12 protein-coding genes and 1 tRNA gene are annotated in these 15,489 nt (G+C 67.2%); 8 read left to right on the top strand and 5 right to left on the bottom strand.

Going from position 1 to position 15,489, the window contains the following annotated elements; genetic code table 11:
* Positions 1-54: 54 nt before the first annotated feature.
* Positions 55-222 carry a hypothetical protein gene (locus tag MF609_RS08900; RefSeq protein ID WP_242415945.1) on the bottom strand — a complete coding sequence of 56 codons (168 nt, stop codon included), beginning with the start codon at positions 220-222 and terminating at the stop codon, positions 55-57.
* Between MF609_RS08900 and MF609_RS08895 the strand changes: the two genes are divergently transcribed.
* Complete coding sequence (locus MF609_RS08895) at positions 221-1,216, top strand: ligase-associated DNA damage response exonuclease (RefSeq protein ID WP_242415944.1); 996 nt, start codon at positions 221-223, stop codon at positions 1,214-1,216. The two genes, MF609_RS08900 and MF609_RS08895, sit on opposite strands and share 2 nt — an antisense overlap.
* A 147-nt stretch (positions 1,217-1,363) precedes the next feature.
* On the opposite strand, the gene MF609_RS08890 is transcribed toward MF609_RS08895, so the two are convergent.
* Both MF609_RS08890 and MF609_RS08885 read right to left on the bottom strand, forming a co-directional pair.
* Positions 1,364-1,729 (bottom strand): immunity 8 family protein, encoded by a 366-nt coding sequence (locus MF609_RS08890; protein WP_242415943.1) that lies wholly within the window; start codon positions 1,727-1,729, stop codon positions 1,364-1,366.
* Positions 1,730-1,898: 169 nt separating this feature from the next.
* Positions 1,899-2,594 carry a hypothetical protein gene (locus MF609_RS08885; RefSeq protein WP_242415942.1) on the bottom strand — a complete coding sequence of 232 codons (696 nt, stop codon included), beginning with the start codon at positions 2,592-2,594 and terminating at the stop codon, positions 1,899-1,901.
* A gap of 284 nt (positions 2,595-2,878) precedes the next feature.
* Between MF609_RS08885 and MF609_RS08880 the strand changes: the two genes are divergently transcribed.
* From MF609_RS08880 to MF609_RS08860, 5 genes are all read left to right on the top strand, one after another.
* Positions 2,879-3,313, top strand: a complete 435-nt coding sequence (locus MF609_RS08880; RefSeq protein ID WP_242415941.1) for a DUF3576 domain-containing protein — start codon at positions 2,879-2,881, stop codon at positions 3,311-3,313.
* Between the two features lie 10 nt (positions 3,314-3,323).
* Positions 3,324-5,819: a leucine--tRNA ligase gene (leuS, locus tag MF609_RS08875; protein ID WP_242415940.1), complete on the top strand. Its 2,496-nt coding sequence runs from the start codon at positions 3,324-3,326 to the stop codon at positions 5,817-5,819.
* Positions 5,816-6,313 carry an LPS assembly lipoprotein LptE gene (lptE, locus tag MF609_RS08870; RefSeq protein WP_242415939.1) on the top strand — a complete coding sequence of 166 codons (498 nt, stop codon included), beginning with the start codon at positions 5,816-5,818 and terminating at the stop codon, positions 6,311-6,313. Before leuS ends, lptE begins: the two co-directional genes overlap by 4 nt.
* Positions 6,310-7,314 carry a DNA polymerase III subunit delta gene (gene holA, locus MF609_RS08865; protein ID WP_242415938.1) on the top strand — a complete coding sequence of 335 codons (1,005 nt, stop codon included), beginning with the start codon at positions 6,310-6,312 and terminating at the stop codon, positions 7,312-7,314. Before lptE ends, holA begins: the two co-directional genes overlap by 4 nt.
* Before the next feature lie 85 nt (positions 7,315-7,399).
* Positions 7,400-7,486, top strand: a tRNA-Leu gene (locus MF609_RS08860).
* Between the two features lie 43 nt (positions 7,487-7,529).
* Here MF609_RS08860 and MF609_RS08855 read toward each other — a convergent pair.
* Together MF609_RS08855 and MF609_RS08850 are read right to left on the bottom strand one after the other, a co-directional pair.
* On the bottom strand, positions 7,530-9,047 hold the full coding sequence (locus MF609_RS08855; RefSeq protein ID WP_242415937.1) for a hypothetical protein: 1,518 nt from the start codon (positions 9,045-9,047) through the stop codon (positions 7,530-7,532).
* Entirely contained in the window at positions 9,044-10,750 is a 1,707-nt protein-coding gene (locus MF609_RS08850; protein ID WP_242415936.1) for an Hsp70 family protein, read from the bottom strand. The genes MF609_RS08855 and MF609_RS08850 overlap by 4 nt, the downstream gene beginning before the upstream one ends.
* Positions 10,751-10,898: 148 nt before the next feature.
* Here MF609_RS08850 and MF609_RS08845 point away from each other — a divergent pair, with 148 nt between their 5' ends.
* Both MF609_RS08845 and MF609_RS08840 read left to right on the top strand, forming a co-directional pair.
* Positions 10,899-13,637 (top strand): TonB-dependent receptor, encoded by a 2,739-nt coding sequence (locus MF609_RS08845; RefSeq protein WP_242415935.1) that lies wholly within the window; start codon positions 10,899-10,901, stop codon positions 13,635-13,637.
* 33 nt (positions 13,638-13,670) lie between these two features.
* Positions 13,671-15,488, top strand: a complete 1,818-nt coding sequence (locus tag MF609_RS08840; RefSeq protein ID WP_242415934.1) for a methyl-accepting chemotaxis protein — start codon at positions 13,671-13,673, stop codon at positions 15,486-15,488.
* Position 15,489: the final 1 nt, after the last annotated feature.

Below are 15,489 nucleotides of genomic sequence, written 5' to 3'. Positions count from 1 at the left end.
GCAGGGGGGCGCTCACGCATCGAGTCTATTGCGCGGTTGCAAACCCGCCTCGCTTCACCTCGACCCGTCGCGCCGCGCACGCACCAGGCGAATGGAACCGCATTGTCCTGACGACGAAGCGCCGGCTGCCACGGCAGCGTCGACCGGCGCGTCGCTGTTGAGGCGATATCTCCGTTCGACGACCTTGGCACCGGCACGCTTGCGCCCCATGTCGTCGTCCATGGCCCTTGCCCGATGGATCACCCCGCATCCCAGCGGCATTCACCTGCCCGCGATCGACGTCTGGATCGATCCGTCGGAGCCGGTTGCGCGGGCGATGGTCACGCACGGTCATGCCGATCATGCGCGCGGTGGGCACGGGCAGGTCTGGGCGACGCTGGAGACGCTGGCGATCATGGCGACGCGCTATGGCCCGCAGAACGGCGCGCCGGTCGCCTATGGCGAGAGCATTCGCATGGGCGACTACGACATTTCCTTCGTGCCCGCCGGCCATGTGCTGGGATCGGCGCAGATCGTGCTGGACCATGGTGGCGAGCGGGTGGTGGTATCGGGCGATTACAAGCGCCGCCCCGACCCGACCTGTGCGCCGTTTCAGCCGGTGCCGTGCGACGTGTTCGTGACCGAGGCGACGTTCGGCCTGCCGGTCTTTCGCCATCCCGAAACCCGCGACGAGATCGACAAGCTGCTGGCGGCGCTCCGGATGGAGCCGCAACGTTGTGTGCTGGTCGGTGCCTATGCGCTGGGCAAGGCGCAGCGGGTGATCGCCGAGGCGCGGGCGATGGGGTTCGACGATCCGATCTATCTGCACGGCGCGATGCAGCGTCTGTGCGACCTCTATGTCGAACTGGGCGTCGATCTGGGCGAGTTGCGCCCGGTGGCAGGCGCAACCAAGGCGGAGTTGCAGGGGCGGATCATCGTCGCGCCACCATCCGCGCTCGGCGATCGCTGGTCGCGGCGTCTGCCCGATCCGATCACCGCGATGGCCAGCGGCTGGATGACGGTCCGCGCCCGCGCCCGGCAGCGCGGGGTCGAACTGCCGCTGATCCTGTCCGACCACGCCGATTGGGACGAACTCACGCAGACCCTTACCGAGATCGCGCCCAGGGAAGTATGGGTGACGCATGGCCGCGAGGACGCGCTGGTCCATTGGTGCATGACGCGGCAGATCAAGGCGCGCGCGCTCGACCTCGTGGGGTTCGAGGATGAGGATGATTGAGGGGCAAGGCCAAGGATGCGGTGCGGCTTCCTGTTCGGCGCTGGTTGATATCCGGGGATCGTAAGTCCCACTACCGCCTCTGCCGACCGCCCGACTGCTGCGAACGGACAGCGCATCTCACCTTCCCTGGCAATACCGGCCCGGTGATTATCGCTCCGGTGGCGACGCTGTGTAATCTTCGAATTCCCAATGTGACCATCGCGCCAGCTTCGTAGCGACTTCGTCCCAGTCCGCGCCGGTTGCCTGCGCAATCCGGTTGGCAACATATCGTTCGACCGCGTCATAATCGAACTGCGCCATGAACAGGCGGAAGCGGCCGGATACCACGCCGTCGCGCTCTACCTCCGCCGTAAGCCACAAGGGTGAGCAAATGTCGAAGTCGAACGACTCCTCGCCCGGCAGGCCGCTCGGTCCGATCAGTGCGTGCAGCGTAATGCAGAAGCGGTCGCCCGGTGCGGAGGACCGCAGATCGTCGACGTCGGTGCTGAAAAGGGAACGAAGTTCGGCTTGCATCTGGTCGTCAGGGCGAAGCGATTTGGGGAAAGCTATCGTTCAGTAGCGCAAAACCGCCACATCGCTCAAACGGGTCGCACAGTCGCTTCGATGGGAAGGCCGCTACCGGCGCTCGATCATCCACTTCGCGCCGCCCGGGGAAAGGGCATCAGACGGCCCGTACCTCAAATCAGAAGCGGAACGCGGTTCCCACATAAACCGCCTGGCCCTCGCGGCGATCCGGGCTGACACGCAGCATCCGTTCGCGGTCGGTGCGATAGCGCATGCCTGCCGTCACATCGAGGTTGCGGGTCAGCTTGTACGATCCGCCACCATCAAGCGAGTAGCCCGAGGTGTCGGCGACCATCTTGGTCGACGGGTCGGTCAGCGCATGGTCGGCGGTAATCGAGGTTCGGGTGCCGAACTTGCGCGCCGAATAGCCCATGCCGATCGGATCGCGGCTGCCCGGCTGCGTGCCGAGGTCGAGTCGGGTCAGGTCGCCGATCGCGGCCAGCCGCTTGCCGCCGACCGATCCGCCCAGGTTGTAGGCGACCGGATTGAGGGTAAGCGTCGGCGTCACGGCGGCGACGCGGTCGGTCGGGCGCTCCGCCTGCAACGTGGCGCTGCGGACGGCGGCCTTGATCGCGCGGCTGCCGATGACGGCGCCTTCGGACGGGGTAAACTGGAAACCGGTCGGGTTCAGCGCCGTGCGGGACAGCGCGGCGGCGAGTCGCGGATCGGCCGAGGCCGGGGTGAACGATCCGAAGCCCGCCAGCGGCATCCGGCCCATGTCGAGCTGCTTCAGGACACGCGGGGCGCGCTGTTCCTGCGCGAAAAGGGCAGGCGACGCACCAAGCCCGGCGGCGATCATCGCCCCCAGTCCCATGCCAGCCAAGATCCTGCCACCCGTCATGTCAAACCTCACTCCCCGCTAATGGCGATATCATGATTCGGTTTCCTGTATCCACCGCCCCCGGTCGCTTTCCGTGACAGTGTTGCATCGAACACACATATTTGTCTGACCAGAACCTCCGCTGTGCCTTGCCCGGCGAAGGGCCGCCGATTTCGCCCGCTGCACGACCCTTGCCACCAACCCGCTTGCCGCGTCCGCGCCACCTCCTATAGAAGCGGGCCGAACTGCCATATTGGCCTGTAGTCAAGGAACCGCCTATGAACCGCCCGCTGCTGATCGCGTTGCTGGCAACGCTTGCTTTGCCGATGGCCGCGTGCAGCGGGGGCAAGGGGCGCATCGCGGGCGACCTTGCCGCGTCGAAGGTCACCACGATCGGTGTGAACAGCTATCTGTGGCGTGCCAGCCTCGATACGCTGTCGTTCATGCCGATGGCGCAGACCGATTCGAACGGCGGCGTCATCGTCACCGACTGGTATGTGAACCCGGCCATCCCGACCGAGCGGACCAAGGTGACGGTCACGATCCTCGACCAGGACCTGCGCGCCGATGCGCTGCGCGTCGCGCAGATTCGCCAGGTGAACCAGGGCGGCCAGTGGGTCGAGGCACCGGTTGCTGCCGCGACCGTGCAGAAGCTGGAAGACATCATCCTGACCCGTGCGCGCGACCTGCGCCGCGGTGCCATCACGGGCTGACCTGACGACCATGACTCCGCGTTTTTCGCCGGCCGAGGCCGATGCCCGCTGGCAGGCCGCATGGGATTCGGCGCAAACTTTCGTCGCCGACGACCATTCGCCGCGCCCCAAGCGCTATGTGCTGGAGATGTTCCCGTACCCCTCCGGGCGCATCCATATGGGGCACGTTCGCAACTATACGATGGGCGACGTGCTGGCGCGTTTCCTGCGGATGACCGGCCATGAAGTGCTGCATCCGATGGGCTGGGATGCCTTCGGGATGCCGGCCGAGAATGCGGCGATGGAAAAGAAGGTCCATCCGGGTCAGTGGACCTATGCCAATATCGCGGCGATGAAGGCGCAGCTGAAGCGGCTGGGCCTCGCCTTCGACTGGAGCCGTGAGTTCGCGACCTGCGATCCCGAATATTACGGCCATGAACAGGCGCTGTTCCTCGAACTGCTCAAGGGCGGGCTGGTGTACCGCAAGGAATCGGCGGTCAACTGGGACCCGGTCGACATGACCGTGCTGGCCAACGAACAGGTGATCGACGGCCGCGGCTGGCGGTCGGGCGCGCTGGTCGAGAAGCGCAAGCTCAGCCAGTGGTTCCTGAAGATCACCGACTTCGCCGACGACCTGCTCGCAGGGCTGGGCAGCCTCGACCAGTGGCCCGACAAGGTCCGGTTGATGCAGGAAAACTGGATCGGCAAGTCGGAGGGGCTGCAATTCTCCTTCGCCCCCGTCGAACCGTTCGGTGAGCGGATCGAGGTCTATTCGACCCGCCCCGACACGATCTTCGGCGCAAGCTTCGTCGCGATCGCCGCCGATCACCCGATCGCGCGGGTGCTGGCGGATGCGAACCCCGATGCCGCCGCGTTCATCGAGCTGTGCAAGCAGGGCGGGACCACCGCCGCCGAGCTGGAAACGGCGGAGAAGCTGGGCTTCGATACCGGCTATCGGATGCAGCATCCCTTTGATGCGAGCGTGGAACTGCCGGTCTATATCGCGAACTTCGTGCTGATGGACTATGGCACCGGCGCGGTGATGGGCGTGCCGGCGCATGACCAGCGCGACCTCGACTTCGCGCGGAAATACGGCCTCGACGTTCGCCGCGTCGTCGCCGATGGCGAGCTGGCCGATCCGGTGTTCGACGGCTCCGAAGCCTATACCGGTCCCGGCCGCCTGGTGAACTCCGACTTCCTGAACGACATGGACGTCGCCGCCGCCAAGCGCGCGGTGATCGACCGGGCCGAAGCGGGCGGCTGGGGCAAGGGCACGACGGTGTGGCGCCTGCGCGACTGGGGGGTGAGCCGCCAGCGTTACTGGGGCACGCCGATCCCGATCGTGCATTGCGACGCGTGCGGTGTCGTGCCGGTCCCGACCGAGCAGCTGCCGGTCAAGCTGCCCGACGACGTGTCGTTCGACATTCCCGGCAATCCGCTCGACCGCCATCCGACGTGGAAGCATGTCGACTGCCCGGCCTGCGGCAAACCGGCGCGGCGCGAAACCGACACGCTCGACACCTTCGTCGATTCGTCGTGGTATTTCATCCGCTTCGCTAGCCAGCCTACGGACAAGCCGTTCGACCGGGCGGTCGCGGAAAGCTGGCTGCCGGTGGGGCAGTATATCGGCGGGGTCGAACATGCGATCCTCCACCTGCTCTATGCCCGCTTCTGGACGCGGGCGCTCAACCATGTCGGGTTGATCGACCTGAAGGAGCCGTTTGCCGGGCTGTTCACGCAAGGGATGGTCACGCACGAGACGTACAAGTCGGCGGATGGCCGCTGGCTGGCCCCGTCCGAAGTGACCGACGGCATCGAAACGGCGACGGGCGGCGCGATCACGGTCGGCCGCGTCGAGAAGATGTCGAAGTCGAAGAAGAATACGGTCGATCCCGAACCGATTCTCGATCGCTACGGTGCCGATGCCGCGCGCTGGTTCATGCTGTCGGACAGCCCGCCCGAACGCGACCTGCCGTGGAGCGAGGCCGGCATCGAAGGCGCGGAACGCTTCGTCAGGCGCGTGTGGAAGCTGGTCGCGAACCATATACCCGGCGGCGCAAGCCCGGAGGCGCTGACTCGCGCCGTCCATCGCACCATCGCCGGCGTCGCCGACGACATCACTGCGCTGCAGTTCAACAAGGCGGTGGCCAAGCTCTACACGCTGCTGGGCGAGGCGGAGAAGGCGAGGGGCATGTCGGACGCCGACATGGACGCGCTGCTGCTGCTGGTCAGCCCGATGATCCCGCATCTGGCCGAGGAAGCGTGGTCGCAGCTGGGTCGTCCCGGCCTGATCGCCGATGCGGCCTGGCCGCTGGTCGACGCGGCGATGCTGGTCGAGGCCGAATCGACCATCGCGGTGCAGGTCAACGGCAAGCTGCGCGACACCATCGTCCTGCCCAAGGGCATCGCGAAGGAAGAGGCAGAGGCCGCCGCGCTGGCGAGCGAGAAGATCGTCCGCGCGCTGGAGGGCAAGGCCCCGCGCAAGGTCATCGTCGTCCCCGACCGCCTCGTGAACATCGTCGCATGATCCGCGTCGCCGTCCTCGCCGCCGCGCTTCTGTTGGGCGGTTGCGGCCTGCGCCCGCTCTATGCCGGCGGCGAGGGCGGGGTGGTGCGCCAGACGCTGTCGGGCGTCGAGGTCGCGCCGATTGCGGGCCAGAATGGCTGGCTGGTCGCCAACGCACTGCGCGACCGGCTGCGGGCGGAAGGGCCGGCGCGCTACCGGCTGGAGATCAAGCTCGACGACGATATCACCGGTCTGGGCGTGCGGCGCGACGATTCGATCACGCGCGAACGGCGGACGCTGCGCGCGCGCTATCAGCTGATCGACCTGTCGAACGGGGCGGTAACGCTGGATGCGACGGCGGGGTCGGATGCCGGGATCGACGTGGTGCGGTCCGAATATGCGACCATTGCCGCCGAACGCACCGCGCTCGAACGCCTGTCGGTGATCGTCGCCGACCAGATCGTGACCCGGATCGCGCTGAACCTGCCCAGGAACGGCCAGAAGCCGGGGTCATGAAGCTTCGGCCCGAGCAGGTCGCGGCCAAGCTCGACCGGCCCGGTCCGGATATCCGGCTCTACCTGTTCCACGGCCCCGACACGGCCGGCGCGCTGGCGCTGGCCGCGCGTCTTGCAAAGGGTGTGGGCGAGGGGGCCGAGCGCGTCGACATGGACGGCGCGATGCTCAAGAGCCGTCCCGGCCTGCTCGCCGACGAAGCTGCGTCGATGTCGCTGTTCGGCGATGCGCGCTTCATCCGCGTGACGGGCATGGGCGAGGAATCGGTCGAGGCGGTGACGCTGCTGCTCGCCGCGACAAGCGCCGGCAATCCGGTCGCCGCCATCGCGCCGACGGTCAAGGGCACGTCGAAGCTGGTGAAGCTCGTGACGGCGTCGCTCAACGCCGTGGCCGTTGCCTGCTACGTCCCCGATGCGGCACAGGCGGCGAAGCTGGCGGTGGCGATGGCGCGCGACCAGGGCCTCCGTCTGCTGGGCGACGTGCCCGACCGGCTGGCGGCGGTGACGGCGGGCGACCGCGCGGTGCTGGCGAGCGAGATCGAGAAGCTTGCGCTGTATTTGGACGCTTCGCCCGAACGGCCGCGTGATGCCGATGGGGAGGCGTTCGATGCGATCGGCGCGTCGATTGCGGACGCGGAAATGAACGGGATCGTCAGCGCGATGATCGCCGGCGATGCGGCCGCCGCCGCGCTGCCCGAAATTCCCGGCGGCCCGATTCCGCTGCTGCGGGGTGTCGCCCGGCGGCTGCTGTCGCTGGCGGAGATGCGCGCCGATATCGACGAGGGGGAGAGCGTCGACCGGGTGATGGAGCGCCACCGCGTGTTCTTCAAGGAGCAGGCCGCGACCGCGACCGCGCTGCGCCGCTGGGACGCGCCGCGCCTTGCCCGTGCACTGGAGCGGGTGCGTGATGCGGAGCGGGCGGCGTTGTCGGGTAGCGGCCTTGGCGACGTGATGACCGCCGCCGAAGCCATCGCGATCGCCCGTGCGGCGGCACGTGGACGATAACGCATAAAAGCATTTGCACGACCGCCAACGCGCTGCTAGGGGCACCCTCCTGCCAGCCAAGGGGGCGACCCCAAGGTGTTCACGTGCGGTCGTGGCGGAACTGGTAGACGCGCAACGTTGAGGTCGTTGTGGCCGAAAGGCCGTGGAAGTTCGAGTCTTCTCGACCGCACCATTTCCCGTTCCGTGATCGGAACGGGGCTATTCCGACAATCGCATCAGGATATCGTCCCCGGTTCCGCCGGAACGACGACCAGCGGTTGCAGGTCGCGCAGCAATTTCATCCCCACGCCGTTCTGCGCCGCAAGGCCCGCTTCGCGCAGCGCGATCTCCAGCGTGCAGCGCGCCGGGGAATCCTTTCCGTCGCGCAGCACCTGCTGAACCTTCGCTACCGGCCATCCGGTCCGCTGCGCGACATCGTCGACGATCTCGCCCGGCACGGTGAACCGGGTGCGGATATTGGCCGGCGCATAGCCGCTGGTGTTCAGCATGACGTCGTGCAGCAACGCACGCTGTTGTTCCCGCATCGGTTCCGGCACTCGGCCAAGTTCCGTCGCGACATTCGCGGCGACGCACGCAGCAGGCGAACGTTGTCGCAATATGCGCATTGCGCTGACGTCGAACCGGGTGAGGCGGACGAGCAGGTCGTCGGGCGGGTTGCTCATGCCCGCCTGCAGCCGCTTGGCGATCAGTTCGCCGATCAGGGTTTCGCGGGTCTTCGTCTCGCCGCTGCGACCGGCAGACGATTCTGCATTGGCGACGGCGGCGACGATGTCGACGGCCAAGCTGGGGTTGATCTTCTGCACCTCGAGCAGATGCTTGCCCGCCACTGCCTGCGCGATACGGTCGGCGTCCAGCTTTGGCGGATGGACGGGCGTCAAGAAACTCGTGCCGATCCGGGCGGCTACGAACAGCAGCGCCAGCGCAAGCCATAGCCGCATCCGTATGCGCGGACTTTTGCCGAACACCTTCGTCCATCGGGCGACCCGATTCGGGTTCATCCGGCTTTCGGCTTCGGGGTAACGTTGCCGCACCGTCGTCAGCAGATCGCGGATGTCGGTCGGCGAGGTCAGCCAGTTTCGCCGGCTGTCGTCGTCGCGCGTAAGCTCGACCCATGCCCTGTGCAGCCGATGCTTCGGATCGCTTACCAGCGCCGCGAACCGGGTCGCGGCGATGCGTTCGATGATCGCGTGGGCGTCTGCCGACAGAGCATAGTCGTCGCGGCGGTTGATCCAGCCGAACGCGGCCGCCGCCGGTTCGAGCAGCGGATCGGAGCGGGGAATGCTCGCCGCCAGCGTCTCGGCGAACCAGCGTTCGGCACCGGTCGCGAAATCGACCTGTTCCAGCCGGGGATCGGCCAGCAGCGCGCGGCCGTGATGGTCGATCTGCGCCTGTTCCTCTGCGGTAGGCGCGGCGTCGTGGCCGGGGAAGAGCAACGCTTCGAGCGCATGAAAATGCGCGTTCATCGCCTCGGCCAGCGGATCGACTTCCGGCTCCGGTTCAGGCTCGACCCGTGCGGCGCGCAAGGTATCCGTCAGGACCGGTTCGACGTCGACCGCCGCCACCGGATCGGCCGCACGCGCCAGTGCGGCGTCACGGGCGTCGCGCAATGCTTCGAAGGCGTCCGGGTCGGCATCGACGTCCATCGCCTTCAACCGCGCGGCATAGGCGCGGCGGATCGCGGCGCGGTCGGTGGTCGGGTCGCAGTCGAGCGTTGCCCAGATGCCGTACCTCACAGGAACCGCTCGCCTTCGATCTGGTCGAGCGCCGCACCGAAGGCGGCGCGTGCCTCGGCGATCAGCCGTTCGTCCTGCGTTGCCAGCACCCCTTCGAACTGGCCAAGCATATGGCCGATCGCTGCGCGGGTATCGCCCAGGAACGATTCATAGGCCCGCCGCGCCCGCGCCAGCAGTGCGGCGTTGACCGCATCGTCGCGCGGATGAACCTTGAGCGCGGCCAGTGCCGCGCGCCGCTTTTCCAGTTCGGCCGGGTTGGGCGCATCCTCGTCATCGACGATCACCAGGTTCCGGGTCATGCCCGTCTCCGGCACGGTGATGTCGACCTCCAGCAGACCCGAACTGTCATAGCTGAAGCGGCAGTCGAGTGAGACATGCCCGGCGGGTTTCGGCGGGACCGCGACGGTAATCTCGCCGAGCTTGACGTTGCCCGACACTTCGCGCGCCTCGCCCTGATAGATGCCGAACTGCACCCTGCGCTGCTGGTCGCTGACCGTCGAGAAACTCGACACGCGGCTGATCGGCACCGCCGAATTGCGTTCGATGATGGGGGAGAACAATCCGGTGCGAAAGCCGCCGCGCCCGTCCGGCTCGCTGGTATCGACGCCCAGGGTGAAGGGGCAGACATCGCTCAGCCGGATCTCGTCCAGCCCGGCGTCGCGCGCCAGCAGTCCGGCCTGCACCGCCGCGCCCATCGCGACCGCATGGTCGGGATGCACCGTGGTCGCGGGAAAGCGCCCGAACATGCGGGTGACGGCACGACGCACGACCGGCATCCGCGTCGCGCCACCGACCAGCACGACTTCCGACAGCGTGGCGGCAGCGATGTCGCTGTCGCGCAGCGAACGCAGCACCGGTTCGCGAATCCGTGCCAGCAGCGCTGCGGCATGGTCCTCGAACGCGGCGGCGGTGACGGCCATGCGGAGCGCGGCATCCTCGATCGTCACCGCGAAGTCGGCCGAATCGCTTTCGCTCAGTGCGCGACGGCAGCGTTCGGCGGCCTGCGCCAGCAATGCCGTGGCGCGATCCGGCGGCAGCGTCGCGAGCAACCCGTCGGGGTCGAGCGTCGGGCGGACCAGATCGATCAGGCAGTCGTTGAAGTCGTCGCCGCCCAGCCGATTGTCGCCGGCCGACGCGCGCACCTCGATCACGCCGTCGAACATCTCGACGATCGACACGTCGAACGTGCCCCCGCCCAGGTCGAACACCAGGAACGGTTCGCGGTCGCCCCGGTCGGCGATGCCATAGGCCAGCGCGGCGGCGGTCGGTTCGTTGATGAGCCGCCGGATCGGCAGCCCGGCCAGCTCGCCCGCGCGCCGGGTCGCCTTGCGCTGGCGATCGTTGAAATAGGCCGGGACGGTCACGACCGCGCCGGTCACTGTTTCGCCGGCAAAGGCCTCCGTATCGCGCTTCAGGCTGGACAGGACCAGCGCCGACAGCGCCTCCGCGTCGAAGTCGCGTCTGGCCAGCCGCGCGGTTTCGCGCGTGCCGATGCGCCGCTTGAAACTGGTGACGGTCCGGTCGGGGTGCGTCGCCATCCGGTCGCGTGCCGCGCGCCCGACCAGTACCGCGTCATCCTCGCCGATGCTGACGGCGGACGGGGTCAGAAACTCGCCAAGCGCGTTCGGCACCATCACCGGTTGGTCGCCCTGCCACAGGGCGCAGGCGCTGTTGGTGGTGCCCAAATCGATACCGACGATCATGTGCTGCCTCGTTGTTGCTGCGCATCGATGTAGCGGTTGGGCGGCGGCTGACAACGCGGGATTGCCGGGTCCGTGTTAACCGGCTGGTATCCACCTCCCCTTTAAGCCTGCTCTCATGAACCGAATAAGGTTCGGGGGGATGCTTGTAATGCGGAACTGGGGACATTTGCTGGCGGCGACCGCCTGTGTGACCGTGGCGGCGCCGGTATCGGCACAGGGCCTTCGCGGAGTCGTGCCGACCGCGGGCGACAAGTCGGAGGCGAAGCCGACGGAGGAGCAATCGGCCAACACGGCGGACATCGTCGTCACCGCGACTCGCCGGTCGCAGCGCCTGTCGAACGTGCCGATCGCGGTCAGCGCCTACAGCACCGCCGCGCTGCAGAATTCGGGCGCGACCGACATTCGCCAGATGGCGCAGCTGTCGCCGTCGCTGATCGTGTCGTCGACCGGATCGGAAGCCAACGCGACCGCCCGCCTGCGCGGCATCGGCACGGTCGGCGACAATCCCGGCCTCGAAAGCTCGGTCGCGGTGTTCATCGACGGCGTCTATCGCAGCCGCACCGGTTCGGGCCTGAACGACCTGGGCGAGGTGGAGCGGATCGAGGTGCTGCGCGGGCCGCAGGGCACGCTGTCGGGCCGCAATTCGTCGGCCGGTGCGATCAGCATCTACACCAAATATCCCTCGTTCGATTTCGGCGGCTATGGCGAGGCGACCTATGGCAATTTCAACGCCGTCCGCCTCGCCGGTGCGCTGACCGGTCCGATCGTCAAGGACAAGCTGGCGTTCCGCGTCGACGGCGTGTTCGGCAAGCGGGACGGCTTTTACCGCGATGTCGTCAACGACACCGACTATAACGACCGCAACCGCTATTTCGTGCGCGGGCAGCTGTTCTTCCGACCGGTCGACAATTTCTCGATCCGGCTGATCGGCGACTATACCTATCGCGACGAAAAATGCTGCGGTGCAGTCTATGTCGATACGCAGGAGAAGGTCGATCCGACGCCGGGCGTCGCGGGCGACTATGCCCCGGCGGCGCGGAACCGCATCGTCACGATCCTGCAGAGCCTGGGCGGCGTGCTGCCCAGCGACGGCGATCCGTACAATCGCCAGATCGCCAACACACGCGGCCGCGCCTATGCCAACGTGACCAAGGATTATGGCGGATCGGCGCGGATCGGCTGGACCTTCGCCAACATGCAGCTGATCTCGATCAGCGCATATCGCGAGTACAAGGCCGGGGGCGCTGCCGATCTCGATTACGGCAATGTCGACATCGGCTATCGCCCCGATGACGGCAACGCCTATCGCCAGTTCCGCACCTTTACCCAGGAAACGCGGCTGAGCGGCGGGTTGTTCGGCAATCGGCTGGACTGGATGGTCGGCGGCTATTACGCCCATGAAAAGCTGCAGGTCGCCGACAATCTGCGCTTCGGTGCCGATTATGGCGCGTTCGCCGCGTGCCGCGTCGTGGCGACGATCAACCCGCTGGACGTGCTGCGCGCCCCGCGCGCCACCGGCTGCCTCAGCGCCACCGGTCGCGCCGCACTGACCCCGGCGGTCGGACAGGCGATCATCGCCGGCATCGATCGCCTGTCGACGCTGAACGACCTGGGTAGCATTCGCGACACCTATGACCAGACCAGCAGCAACTATGCGTTCTTCACGCACAATATCTTCAAGGTTACCGACACGCTCAGCCTGACCGGCGGCCTGCGCTACACCAACGAACGCAAGCAGCTGAACGCCAGCTTCCTGAACAACAACACCGTCTGCCCGGCGCAGCAGCGCGCGCTCGGCCCGCTGCTCGGCAGCACCAACGCGACGCTGCGGTCGCTGGCGGCGGGCATCGTCACACTGACCTGCACCGGAAATTCGACCGAAGCACTGACCGGCGTGCCGATCCGCGATTCGCTGCGCGAGGGGCAGGTGACCGGTACGACCGTGCTGTCATGGAAGCCGGTGCAAAGCACTTTGCTCTATGCGTCCTATGCGCGCGGGTACAAGGCGGGCGGTTACAATCTCGACCGCTCCGATCTGTCGGCGACCGTCTTCGCCACGCCGACCGCGGCGAGCGCATCCAACCTGCGCTTCGACCCGGAAACGGTGCAGGCGTTCGAAGTCGGCGTGAAGTACAGCTCGGCAAAGTTCACGGCGAACCTCGCCGCGTTCCGCTCGGCGTTCCGCAACTTCCAGCTGAACACCTTCAACGGCACCAACTTCATCGTCCAGAATATCAGTTCATGCGCCGATTCGCTCGGCGGTGCCGATCGCGACAATGATTCGGCGACCGGCCGCTGCACCGGAAAGGTCGGCGCGGGCGTCGTGACGCAAGGCTTCGAACTGGAGGCCGGTGCCTATCCCGCGCCGAATGTCGCGTTCAACATCGGCTATACCTATGCCCATACCCAGTATCGCCGGAACCTGGTTGGCAGCGAAGCGGGCGAGCCGCTGAACGCCGCGCTGTTCCTGCTGCCGGGCAACCAGATGTCGAACGCCCCGCGCCACACCATCACCAATTCGGCGGTATGGACTCCGGCGGTGTCGCGTAACCTGACCGCGCTATTCTATGTCGATAGCCGGTTGTCGAGCGACTATAATACCGGGTCCGACCTGTTCGCCGAAAAGCGGCTGGACGGCTTCTTCCTGATGAATGCCCGCATCGGCCTGCGCGGTCCCGAACAGCGCTGGGCGATCGAGTTCTGGGGGCAGAACATCCTCGATACCGATTATCAGCAGGTCGCCTTCGCCGCGCCGTTTCAGGGATCGGGCAGCGTGTCGCAGGTGACGCGCTTCGGTTCGCCCGCCTTTGCCGTCGGCAATGCGATCACCTCTTCCTACCTCGCCGAACCGCGCACCTATGGCATCACGCTGCGGTCGCGGTTCTGACATGATTATCTTGTTACCAACGGATCGGCTCCGATGAAGATACCGCGCAAGCTTGGCCTCTCGTTCCTGACGATCAACGCGTCGGCGGCGGTGGTCATGCTGGTGTTCCTTGCCAGCATCCTGATGATCGCCCGCACGACCGAGCGGAACAATCACAGCCAGGACATCTATGCCAAGGCGTTGACGCTGGAGACCGCGATCCTGCGCCAGAACAGCCAGTTTCGCGGCTTTCTGGTGACGGGCGACGTCAGCTACCTCAAATCCTATGAGGAAGCGCGGGTCGAGTTCGACGCGACGGCGGTCGAACTGGCGGCGTTGCTGACGGTCGCGTCGGAACAGGAACAACTGGCCGAGGCGCGACGCGAGACGCTGGCGTGGCGGCGCAACTGGGGCGACCGGCTGATCGCGCGAGTGAAGGCGGGCGACCGCGATGCCGCGCAGCAGGAGGTGCGCGACGCGGGCCAGAAGGTGCTGGTCAGCAAGATCGCGCTGCCGCTGCGAGCACTGCGCGCGACCGAAACCGACGCGATGGCGGCCCATGCCGGCGATCAGGCGTCGGCGATCCGCATGGCGTTGATCGCGCTGGTGGTCGGCGGCATCGCGCTGATCGCGATCGCGGTCGCACTGGCGATGCTGCTCAGCCGGCAGATCGCGCGACCGATCACGACGCTGACCGGGGCGATGGCTGACCTTGCCGCCGGGCGGCACGATATCGATGTCGGCGCCGCAGGACGCACCGACGAACTGGGCGACATGGCGCGCGCGGTGCTGGTGTTCCGCGACACGGCGGTCGCCAAGCTGGCCGACGACCGCGACCGCGAGGCGGCGATGACCGCGATCGGCGGCGGCCTGCGCAGCCTGTCGCAGGCCGACCTGACCGCGCGGCTGGCCGATGTGCCGGCAGCATTCCGCGCGCTGTCCGACGACTTCAACCTCGCCACCGCCAGCCTCAGCCAGGTGCTGGGCGATGTCCGGGGCAGCGTCGATTCGATCAAGCGCAATTCGGGCGAGATCGCGCAGGCCGCCACCGACCTTGCCGAACGGACCGAGCGCGAGGCGGCGGCATTGCAAGAATCGTCGTCCGCGCTGGACGAGGTCACGCGGTCGATCCGCGAAGGCGCGGTCGCGGCGATCGACGCCAGCAGCGCGATGGCCGATACCCGCGGCGAGGCGGAGCGGGGCGACGCGGTGGTGCGACAGGCGATCGCCGCGATGCACGGCATCGAACAGGCGAGCGACGAGATCGCGCAGATCATCACCCTGATCGACGGCATCGCCTTCCAGACCAACCTGCTGGCACTGAACGCCGGGATCGAGGCGGCGCGGGCCGGGGAAGCGGGCAAGGGCTTTGCCGTCGTCGCTTCCGAAGTGCGCGCGCTGGCGCAACGCTCCGCCGATGCCGCGACCGAGGTGAAGGCCAAGGTGAAGGCCGCATCGACCCATGTCGGTGCGGGCGTCGCGCTGGTCGAACAGACCGGGGAGGCACTGGCCGCGATCATCGAACGGGTGGCAGGCGTCGGCTCCTCGATCGATGCGATTGCGCGCCAGTCGGATCATCAGGCGACCAGTCTGGGCCAGATCAACGTCGCCATCGCCGAAATGGACGCGATGACGCAGCAGAACGCGGCCATGGTCGAACAGACCTCCGCCGCGTCGCGCCAGCTGGTCGCGGAGGCGGAGGCACTGGCGATGTCGGTCGCGACCTTTGCGATCGATGCGGCCGCCGATGCCGCTCCGCGCGCGCCGGCGACCGTGACCCCGCTGCAGCCCAAGCGCACGTCGCGTCGCTGGGTAACACCGCCCGAGCCCGCCCCGCTGAAGGTCGCCAATGACGATTGGGATGCGTTCTGAT

This window comes from Sphingomonas panni, assembly GCF_022664435.1.
Classification (GTDB): Bacteria; Pseudomonadota; Alphaproteobacteria; order Sphingomonadales; family Sphingomonadaceae; genus Sphingomonas; species Sphingomonas panni.
The sequence above is the reverse complement of the archived record's forward strand: the minus strand, read 5'-3'. Positions and strand labels throughout refer to the sequence as shown.